The sequence below is a fragment of the Pseudoalteromonas sp. TB41 genome, assembly GCF_000497975.1.
GTDB lineage: Bacteria > Pseudomonadota > Gammaproteobacteria > Enterobacterales > Alteromonadaceae > Pseudoalteromonas > Pseudoalteromonas tetraodonis.
This window is the reverse complement of record NZ_AUTH01000087.1, coordinates 153,743-164,096: the sequence shown is the minus strand read 5'-3', so window position 1 is coordinate 164,096 and position 10,354 is coordinate 153,743. Positions and strand designations below refer to the sequence as shown.

Annotated in this window: 7 protein-coding genes; all 7 read left to right on the top strand. The window is 45.1% G+C overall.

What is annotated here, in order from left to right; genetic code table 11:
• Nucleotides 1–24 precede the first annotated feature (24 nt).
• From L641_RS0114810 to L641_RS0114785, 7 genes are read left to right on the top strand one after another with little or no spacing between them, the layout of a single operon-like run.
• On the top strand, nt 25–1,815 hold the full coding sequence (locus tag L641_RS0114810) for a carbamoyltransferase N-terminal domain-containing protein (RefSeq protein ID WP_024602309.1): 1,791 nt from the start codon (nt 25–27) through the stop codon (nt 1,813–1,815).
• 13 nt (nt 1,816–1,828) lie between these two features.
• Complete coding sequence (locus tag L641_RS23120) at nt 1,829–3,949, top strand: hypothetical protein (RefSeq protein WP_051385872.1); 2,121 nt, start codon at nt 1,829–1,831, stop codon at nt 3,947–3,949.
• A gap of 6 nt (nt 3,950–3,955) precedes the next feature.
• Entirely contained in the window at nt 3,956–4,924 is a 969-nt protein-coding gene (locus L641_RS22375; protein ID WP_051385871.1) for a TauD/TfdA family dioxygenase, read from the top strand.
• A 4-nt stretch (nt 4,925–4,928) separates the two neighbouring features.
• The gene (locus L641_RS0114800) at nt 4,929–5,954 is read left to right on the top strand and encodes a TauD/TfdA family dioxygenase (protein WP_024602308.1); all 1,026 of its coding nucleotides are present in this window, start codon (nt 4,929–4,931) and stop codon (nt 5,952–5,954) included.
• 12 nt (nt 5,955–5,966) lie between these two features.
• Entirely contained in the window at nt 5,967–7,223 is a 1,257-nt protein-coding gene (locus L641_RS0114795) for an HlyD family efflux transporter periplasmic adaptor subunit (RefSeq protein WP_024602307.1), read from the top strand.
• A gap of 16 nt (nt 7,224–7,239) precedes the next feature.
• Nucleotides 7,240–7,947, top strand: coding sequence for an ABC transporter ATP-binding protein (locus tag L641_RS0114790; protein ID WP_024602306.1), 708 nt, complete (start codon nt 7,240–7,242; stop codon nt 7,945–7,947).
• On the top strand, nt 7,944–10,352 hold the full coding sequence (locus tag L641_RS0114785) for an ABC transporter permease (RefSeq protein WP_024602305.1): 2,409 nt from the start codon (nt 7,944–7,946) through the stop codon (nt 10,350–10,352). Before L641_RS0114790 ends, L641_RS0114785 begins: the two co-directional genes overlap by 4 nt.
• Nucleotides 10,353–10,354 lie beyond the last annotated feature (2 nt).

The window sequence follows — 10,354 nt, the reverse complement described above, 5'->3', positions numbered from 1 at the left end:
GCCGTTTGAACTTAGGATATAAAAATGAAAAAGCAAGACTTAATAGTTATTGGACTGTCGTTTGGCTACCATGATTCCGCTTGTTGTATTTTGCGAAATGGTGAGTTACTTGCAGCGGCGCAAGAAGAGCGATTTAGTCGGGTCAAAAACGACAAAAACTTTCCAATTCAAAGCCTTAAATATTGCTTAGCGCAGAATGACATCAGCATCGATCAGGTTGACTGTATTGCATATTATGAGCAGCCTGAAAAGAAGCTGTCTAGACAGTTGTGGATGGGTAGCATTGATGGGGCTGATAGTAAGCGACGTCAGGAAGTATTCGCTAACCTAACAGCTCCCACACCAGAAGAAATTATGCGTGAAACCCTTGGGTTCGATGGGAAAATCGTTTACTTCGAACATCACTTATCTCATGCGGCCAGTAGCTATTATTACTCAGGATTTGATGATGCTGCCGTCTTGACTGTTGATGGTGTTGGTGAGTGGGCAACCACTACATATGGTCGTGGTGACAAAGAAAAGTTGGAATTGTTTGAAGAAGTCACTTTCCCTGATTCCATTGGTCTATTCTACAGTACCATTACCAGTTATTTGGGCTTTAAGGTCAACAGTGGTGAATACAAGGTCATGGGTTTGGCACCATACGGTGAACCTATCTATGCAGACAAGCTACGTCATCTAGTGGAAGAGGGCGAAAATGGCCAGTATCACTTAAATCAAACTTATTTTAACTTTCTACAAACAGATAGTATGTACTCCGATGCGCTTGTGGAACTGATGAGTCAGCCACCGAGAGAGCGAGAGTCTGAGCTTTCCCAGTTTCATAAAGATGTAGCGAAAAGCTTGCAAGTGGTGCTCGAAGAGATGCTGCTTAAAAAGGTGGAATACCTATACAGTAAAGTGCCAAGCAAGAATTTGTGTATGGCAGGCGGTGTGGCACTTAACTGTGTGGCCAATGGTAAAATTTTGGCACAGGGTCCTTACGAAAACTTATTTGTACAACCCGCAGCAGGAGATGCCGGTACAGCCCTAGGTGCGGCGGCTCTAGCGCACGTGGAGCTTACGGGTCATCGCAATGGCTTCAGTGAAATGCAACAGGTTTATCTAGGGCCTGGAAACAACCTTCAAGACATCGAAAAAGTACTTAAACAATCAGGAGTTAAGCACTTAGATTTTCGCCATGATGAATCTGCCCTATTAGCTTATACCGCAGAGCAGTTGGCGCAGGGCAAAGTAGTCGGCTGGTGTCAGGGACGTCAGGAGTTTGGTCCCAGAGCACTGGGTGCTCGCTCTATTATTGCCGATCCCCGAGTACCGGATATGCGCGCACGCATCAATGCTTTGGTGAAAAAGCGCGAAGATTTCCGTCCATTTGCACCGGTAGTGGCTCTGGATAAGTCCCTTGAACATTTTGAATTAGCAGCTCCGTCTCCTTTCATGTTAGCTACCTGTCAAGTGTCGTCGTTGCTGGATTTACCCGCTATTACGCACGTTGACAATTCAGCTCGTGTGCAAACAGTCAATCCCGATATTAACCCGCGGTTTGCGGAATTGATCAACCGTTTCGATGAATTAACAGACTGTCCTATTTTGCTCAATACCTCATTCAACGTGCGTGGTGAACCCATAGTTACTAGTGCCGTGGAATGCATTATCTGTTTCATTCGCGCCAATATCGATATTTTGGTGTTGGATGATTTCGTGATTGCTCAAGATGATATTCCCTCTATGTGGCGTCGAGCAGTTGAAAATACCCCGGTGGTACCACCTCGCAAAAATGCTGCGCCGGGTCACCTTGTTTACACGTTTTTATAAGGCAGGAATTCTAATGAAAGAGATCACTAAAGCACACATTAATCGCGCTGATCGTCTGGCTAATATGATGCAGCATCAAGAAAGCAAAGAGCTGGTGCACCTGCTCAGACAATTAGGTCTTGAACCTGGTGATACAGCTCCTAAAAAGAATAGCAAACAGCACAACCACATAGGTATTTGGAAACTTGCAGACCAAGATAAACAGCAAGGCGTTGAATCTGCTGCCTATGAGCGAGATCCTGCCATGGCCGATGTTTGGCCTATGTGGGCTCAAAACCCACGTATTGAAGCGGTAACTCAGAAAAAACGCATTGTCTATCTGGGTGAGTCAGCTGCACGTGGATTCTTGTACGACCCTATGTATACGCCTGCTCAGGTATTGCAGAGTATTTTGCAGTCCCGTTTTGGAGAAGAAGAAGTGGAAGTTGTTGATTTGGCCAGAACCAACGCTGATCTCACCACAATTTCAGAACTAGCCGAAGCAGCTGTCGCCTTAAACCCTGATGCATTGGTCATCTTTGCAGGTAATAACTGGGGCGTGGGGGCTAATCAGGACGCACCATTGCTGGCTACCCTTGCTGATGGATTACGAGAGCAAGGCGTTAGTGGTTTTCGTCGTCAAATTGAAACCTGTTTAGAGGCCGATATTAAAGCGCTGGTAGACAAAGTTGATGACCTATACGGCAAGAATGACATTCCCGTTAGTTGGGTAATTCCTGAGTTTTGTCTACAAGACTGGCGCGATCCACCTAGCAATGCACCTTGGTTAGTTACTGGCCGAAATCAGCAATGGCAGGAGCTATATGCGCAGGCAACTGCAGCTATTCATGAGGCTAAATTTGACAGAGCACAAGAGTTGGCGAATCAGATGTTGGTGCTGGATGAAGAGAATTGTTCAGTAACTCATTATCTGCTGGCTGAAGTATACGAACAACAAGGCGAAACACAAAAGCGCCGTGTTCATTTGCAGGCTGCCTGTGATGCAGCATGTTGGGATTTTATGCGCAGTAACTCACCTCGTATGTTATCTGTCAGCAGTAATACATTGAAAGCTGAAGTATCGTTAAATAAACAGCATGTTATTGATTTACCTGAGGTATTTAGTCAGTACTTAAATGCTGACAGCAATGCTTGTGAAAATAAGTTACCAGGTAGAGAACTGTTTTTAGATTACTGTCACCTAAGCAGTGAAGGCATCAAAGTCGCCATGGCAGCTATTGCTAGTCATCATATCAAACTTTGGGCTGGAGAGACCTTCGAGTTGCAGCCGCTAATGGGAAAATCCACGGACATTAGCCTGCAAACCGAGTCTGAAGGACACTTTCTGGCGGCTATCCACAATGCTCATTGGGGGCAAAGTGCTGAACTGGTTGAGTACTTCTGCGAGCAGGCTCTGGAGAAAGATCAAGCGATTGCAGAGGTAATGCAGTTGTTTATGGAGGTGCAAACTCGTAGTGATTTACCGTTATGGATGCATAAAGCCTCTGAGCAATTAATGGAACAAGTCTCACCGAATTTGCAGCGTTACCTATTTAATATGGAGTTCAAGTGCTTCGACAAAGTGTTGTTCGATGCGATGACCAGTGCTTTAGAGAAACGAGGGATCAAAGCTGGCCAGAGACTACTAGAAACCCGTTTGTCGAATTTGCAGGTGAACGAACAAGCGACAGATCTGTTAAACCCATTCTTTCATAGCACTGCTATATCGAATGCTCAAACGGGTAAAGGCAATGAAGGCGGTACACCTGCATATTTTCAGGCTTATGACCTGCAAAACCATTTTAGTTTTGTCGCTAGAAATGATCGTGATTTATTACTTACGGCCACTTTACGCCTAGGTGTTCAGTTAGCCTCAGAGCTGCCAGTGAAGTTGTTGTGTAACGGCGCAATCATAGCCGAAATTCAAGCTGGTAAGCGATGGAAAACACAAACCATCACTATGGCGGCAGAGTTATTAAACGAAGGTGTGAATCAATTAACTCTTAGTTGGAAGAGTGAGTTACCTCAATCAGAGGATAGACTCAAACTTGCTGCGAATGCTTTAGAGTTGCGCCAAGTACCTAAGCTCTTTCCTGTATTCGGTAATCTGTTCCAACTGTCAGTGAGACAAGCTGATGTTGCCAGCAAGGAGTAAGTCGTAATGAATGAACAGGCGTCGAAAAAATACCCATTACCCCTTGTCATCAATGCGCCAGCAAGCGGTGACGACTTGTTGCAATGGTTGGAGCAGAACGCAGAGGCAGCGAGCGGTAAGCTACCTTTGCATGGTGCCATTCTATTTCGCGGGTTTGCACACATGAGCGCAGCGGAATTTGAACAAGCCGCTGGAAAACTGAGTGATGTTACTTTTAACAACGTGGAAGAAAGCTCTCCTAGAAGCAAGATTAGTGGCAATGTTTTTACTTCCACTGATTATCGCAGTGATGAAAACATCTTCCTACACAATGAAAACTCCTACATGCAGAGTTTTCCTAATAAGTTGTTTTTTTATTGCGATCAGCCTTCGCCGGTAGGGGGTCAAACCCCCCTAGCCGATTGTCGTCGCATATATCAAAGGTTGCCTGCGGATGTGGTTTCTCGGTTTTTAGAAAAGAAATGGATGTACGTTCGCAACTATGGCACGGGAATAGGAATGACCTGGCAAGAGGCGTTTAAAACTACTCGTAAACAGGACGTTGAGGATTATTGCCATGCAGCAGGCATAGCTGTGGAGTGGATGTCTGATGAGCACTTGCGCACACGTCAAATACGAGAAGCAGCATTAAAGCATCCTGTAACAGGAGAGCGGTCGTGGTTTAACCATATTACTTTTTTCCATTACTCCACTTTGCCAGAAAGTGTTCGTGAAGCTTTGCTGAGCATTTGTGGAGAAGAAGGTCTGCCGAATAACACCTATTACGGGGACGGTAGCCGCATTGAAGATGATGTACTGACGTTACTACGTCAGGCGTATTTGGAAGAAACTGTCGACTTTAGTTGGCAAAAAGGCGACTTGGTATTGTTAGACAACCTCATCACCGCCCACTCTCGCAGACCGTTCGAAGGGGAGCGCCGCATTATGTTTTTGCAGGCAGATCCCATTCAGCGCAACGATCTGGTTATAGGGTAACGCTATGGAAAGGTTAACCACTGATTTAGATAGGGATTCATCGGCATCGCCGAGCTATGTTGCACAAGCTTCAGCTGGTGTGTGCTCTGACGATACCCCTATCGTGTTTAATATAAATACAGGTGCCATCAAGATACAAGATTGGGCATTGCAGCATCGCCAGCAGGTATTGGAATTGTTGCAACGACACGGTGCGGTGTTACTGCGAGGTTTAAAAGTTAACAGTAGCAAGAAGTTCAGCGAAGTATTGACCAATCTGTTTGACTCTGAACTTTTGGAATATCGTTACCGTTCGACGCCTCGTACCGGTATGAAAGGCAATGTATACACGGCGACTGAGTACAGCTGCGATGAAGTAATTCAGCAGCACAATGAAAATGCGTACTCCGATAGCTGGCCTGATTATTTAGGCTTTTTGTGTCTAATTGAGCCTGAACAAGGAGGGCGTACTCCCATTTGTGATAGCCGTGAAATCTATCGACAGTTGCCTAGGGAGATTGTATCGGCTTTCGAGGAAAAGGGCGTTATGTATGTGCGTAACTACGGAGATGTTGACTTGCCTTGGCAAGAAGTCTTCCAGACGACTGAGAAGCAAGACGTAGAAGCCTATTGTCAGGCTCACAGTTTGCGTTTCATCTGGTTGCCGGGTGATCGCTTACGTACCATCCAAGTTAATCCAGCGGTACAAATTCACCCCCAGACGCAAGAGCGGATATGGTTTAACCAAGCCCATCTTTTTCATGTTAGCAGCTTTGCGCAAGCTGAGCAGGACGCGTTGTTACAGTCATATGGGGAAAAAGGATTACCGCGTAATGCTTATTTTGGTGATGGCAGTCCCATTCCTTTGGAGTATTTGCAACAGATAAGACAAACCTATGAACGTAACTTGCGTAGCTTCGATTGGCAAAAGAACGATCTTCTGTTGCTGGATAATCTGAAGTTTACTCATGGTAGAGAGCCGTTTGTTGGGAACCGTAAGATACTCGTAGGTATGGTTAAACCCAGTGCCGACTTAAATAGAACTAATTAATGGAGAAACAGCATGGATATAGCCAAAACCCCAAAAAAGCCGGCTAAGAAATTGAACTCACGCTACTTTCACGTGGCGCTGGGTGTGTTAGCTATGGTTTTTGCTGCTTTGATGATTCAAAGCAGTAATGAGGATGACATACAACTGGAAAAAGACTCCATACTCATCGGTAAAGTGCATTATGGTGCATTTTCAGTGGAAGTCTCAGGATACGGACACCTTCGCTCAGGTGAACAAAAACTGCTTACTAGTTTAAGTAATGCAACGGTTGAAGAAATTGTTCTAAAACCAGGCGCTCTGGTAGAACCCGACAGTGTGATTTTACGCCTGAGCAATCCCGAATTAGAGCAGGAGTTAAACACAGCGATGCAGGAATTGGCTTTGCGAAAAGCGACCCTACGTCAACTGATCTTGCAGCATAAACGTGAGGTATTGCAAGAGGAAGCTGGGCTGGAAGAGATCCGCGCTCAATATGCTACTACCAACGCTCGCCTTGGAGCACAAACTAAACTGCTGGCAGAGGGCATTGTAAGTCAACTGGATTATCAGGAAACTTTACTCAAATCGGAGCAGCTAAATAAGCGAATAGATATTTACCAAAACCGCCTTGAGCAGTTGAAACAGGTAAATCAAGAAGCCATCAACATCCAACAAGAGCTTATCAAGCAAAGCGAAGGTAAGCAGCAAACCATTCAACGTCGGTTCGATAACTTAACCGTGCGTGCTGGTATGTCAGGGGTCTTGCAAAAACTGCATATTGAATTGGGGCAAAGCATTACCGCAGGGGCCAAGCTAGTGTTGCTAGGCAGCACGAAGGATTTAGTGGCCCTTATCAAAGTGCCTCAGGCCAAAGCAGAATTTATCGCTGTAGGTCAGGAAGCTATCATAGATACTCGCGCCGACAAAATAATGGGGCAAATTAAGCGCATTGATCCTACTGTGGAAGAAGGCACTGTCACGGTGGAAGCCAAGCTTATCGGTGAACTACCAAGTAGTGCCAGATCGAACTTGAGCATCGACGCCACAATCGTGACCGAAAATATTCCTAACACTTACTATGTGCAGCGCCCAGCAAATGTCTCTGCCTATTCTGAGGCAGTGGTGTTCTTGCTTTTAGAGGATGGCCAAAGTGCGCAGCGCCACACCATGAAGTTTGGTGCGGCCTCAGGGCAGTACATTCAATTATTATCTCCAATCTCCAGCAATTCTACAGTTGTATTGTCGGACACCTCGGCTTATCGCTCGGCTGAGACTATCAAAATTATTTAATTAGGAAATTTGAATCATGAGACAACCTATCATCAAAATGCGCAATATCACTAAGATGTACTCAACCGAGACAATGGAAACCTATGCGCTCAAAGAGTTGGACATGGAAATAGCTAAAGGCGACTACGTATCAATTTCTGGTCCATCTGGTTGTGGTAAATCCACGCTATTGACCATCATGGGACTGTTGGATGCCCCGTCTGGTGGTGAGTATATATTGGATGGTCAAGATGTGACGGAACTTTCTTTGGCTGACGCCGCTCAAGTCAGAAATAAAAAAATAGGCTTCGTTTTCCAGCAATTTAATCTTATTGACGAACTGTCAGTCTTTGAAAACGTAGCCCTACCATTGCGTTATAGCGACGAGCAACTTAGCGACGATACCATTCGCGCTCGAGTAGAAGATAGCTTGAAAAAAGTGGAAATGGGTCATCGCATTAATCACAAACCTAATCAACTTTCTGGTGGACAGCAACAGCGCATCGCAATTGCCCGAGCATTGGTAACTGAGCCTGCCATTTTACTGGTAGATGAGGCAACGGGGAATCTGGATTCCAAAAATGGTGAGCTGATCATGCAATTGCTAGATACCTTAAACCAGCAAGGCACAACTATTTGCATGGTAACGCATGATCCTCGCTATGCCGATATGGCAAAAACCAAATTGTCCTTATTTGACGGACAAATCAACTTTGGTACTCAGAATTACGAGGAGATAGCATGAATTGGCGTTATGAACTAAAGTGCGGCCTGCAAAATGTGCTCAACCGCCCAGGACTAAGCCTGCCTGTTGTGATCACTCTTGGTCTGGCTATTGGTACCTTGTTGAGTATGTTTGCTTTGAGCTATCTACTGCTTGTTAAACCACTGCCTTACCCTGATTCCGAACAGTTGCACGTTGCCGTTGGGCAGCGTTACGACGGCGATAAGCTCAACTTAAATGGCTTTTATCCTTACCCCGGTGTTGAGTTGTTGCAAAAGCAGCAAACGGTGTTTGAATCCAGCGCCATTCTTAACTATGCAGAAACGGTTATTTTAAATTTAACTGACCAGCCTAGAGTTTTTGTGGTGCATAGCTCTGCACAATGGTTTTCTTTGGTGGGGATGGCTATGGAAATAGGCTCTGCTTTTAGTACTGAGGATGAGCCTGTTGCAGTTATCAGTCACCGTTTGTGGACAAGAGAATTTGGGCAACGTCACGATATACTCACTGAAACAGTAGAACTATCAGGCAAAAGTTACCGCATTGTGGGAGTGGCTGCCGAAGACTTTGTGGAACCGAGTATCTTCAATACCAGTTCCGTAGCCGATATCTGGGTGCCTTGGGAGTTTAATGATTGGAATGAAGCTTTTAGAAAAGATTGGCAATCGGCCACTGGAGCGCTGCGTTTTGTTGGGCGTTTAAAGCCTGATGTGACGGCTGAACAAGCCAGTGCACAGTTGTCGACAGTGCTGAACGAGCGGTTCAAGCAAGAAACTGTAGGGGTGGGCTTTTTACAAAACGCTCGTATCAATATTGATGTGCAATCGTTCAAAACGTTAATTGTTGGAGATAGCTATCGCACTGCATTAATGCTATTCGCTGGAAGTATTTCATTACTGTTTATTGCTTGCGTTAACGTGGGTAACTTACTGCTTTCAAGAGCCGCGGAAAATCAGCGCAGGTTGGCTATACAGGCAACGGTAGGAGCCGGACCAAAACAAGTGTTTGGTACAGTATTGGCAGAGAACCTAGTATTGGTGGGTTTCTCAGGCCTGTTTGCTTTGCTGGTGCAAACAGTAGTGAGCAGTTTGTTAAGGCATTTTACAGCTGGTGTGCTCCCTCGTATTGATGAACTAGCGCTAGGAGCGCAAGGCCTGATCTTCGCTCTTGTGCTGACGGTGCTGTTGGCTATTTGTTTTGCCTTTATTGTTTGTCGCTCCTTGGATTACCGCAAACTCAATGGTTTCATGCAAAGTAGTGGTAAAGGTACCGGGTTGCAGATCTCGAAAACTACGAGAAATTTGCTAGTAGCCAGCCAAATTGCGTTGGCGTCGGTATTGATCTTCAGCATCTTAAACTTGCTGAATAACTCTATCGAAGTCATAAGCAAACCTTCCGGTTTTGCTACCGAAAACAGAATACACTTTACCTTAGGTTCGGGGACACAACAATTTAGCCGAGATGAGCGCATTCAGTATATTGAAAGTGTTCGTGAAGTTTTGCTACAGCAAGCCGGTGTTGAGAATGTTAGTAACACGCTGTTTGCCCCGATGATGACTAGCGATTGGACATCACTATTGGCCCTCAATCAGGCCGGTGATGGTCGATTGTCACCGAATACCAACTTGGTGGATGATCAGTACTTTTCTATTATGGAATTGCCTTTGATAAAAGGTCGCAACTTCTCCAGTGAGGAAGTGCGCGATACCAGTAACAACATTATCGTGAATGAAACTTTAGCAAACCATTTAGTGCCTGGCGGAGATGTTTTGGGTAAACGCTATTATTGGCAAAATAAACCTGATCCCTACACTGTGATTGGTGTGGTGAGAGATATCAGTATTCCTCGTAGTTCGTCGACGTTCCGAGTGTATGTCACTCGTACCACTGGCTTTAACTTTATTGTCAAAATGCAGCCTGGACAGATGTTAAACAAATCGCAAATCAATCAGCTGGTTAAGCAAGTAAACGGCAACTTCTCATTATACTCGTACAGTAATGTGCAAGACGCCTATGACAATTTGCTACTAAAAGACTATGTGGTAATAGCGATCACCATCATGTTGGCGGTGATGACTTTATTACTGGCTGCGCTGGGAATTTTCGGTGTACTCAGTTATGGCGTTAAACTCAGACAAAATGAATTAGGCATTCGCATGGCCATTGGTGCCAAGCCCAACAGCATTATAAAGTTAGTATTGAAGGATAATAGTGTTGCTACAGTCATGGGGTTATTCATAGGCATGCTGTTAGCCGCTGCAGTCTACTTTTTTGCCAAAGAGTACTTTGACTTCTCGTTGCCTGTGTACATCTTGCCAACACTGTTTACGGTGATCGTAATCCTGTTAACCACAGTACTCGCCTGTATTTTGCCCCTGCGTGCAATTGCTTTCAGGATGCCGAACTATTCATTGAGGAGGGATTAAAT

Bases quoted from the DNA above. Each gene is read 5' to 3' on its own strand.
- L641_RS0114810 (WP_024602309.1), top strand. From the start codon at position 25: ATGAAAAAGCAAGACTTAATAGTTATTGGACTGTCGTTTGGCTACCAT.
- L641_RS23120 (WP_051385872.1), top strand. From the start codon at position 1,829: ATGAAAGAGATCACTAAAGCACACATTAATCGCGCTGATCGTCTGGCT.
- L641_RS22375 (WP_051385871.1), top strand. From the start codon at position 3,956: ATGAATGAACAGGCGTCGAAAAAATACCCATTACCCCTTGTCATCAAT.
- L641_RS0114800 (WP_024602308.1), top strand. From the start codon at position 4,929: ATGGAAAGGTTAACCACTGATTTAGATAGGGATTCATCGGCATCGCCG.
- L641_RS0114795 (WP_024602307.1), top strand. From the start codon at position 5,967: ATGGATATAGCCAAAACCCCAAAAAAGCCGGCTAAGAAATTGAACTCA.
- L641_RS0114790 (WP_024602306.1), top strand. From the start codon at position 7,240: ATGAGACAACCTATCATCAAAATGCGCAATATCACTAAGATGTACTCA.
- L641_RS0114785 (WP_024602305.1), top strand. From the start codon at position 7,944: ATGAATTGGCGTTATGAACTAAAGTGCGGCCTGCAAAATGTGCTCAAC.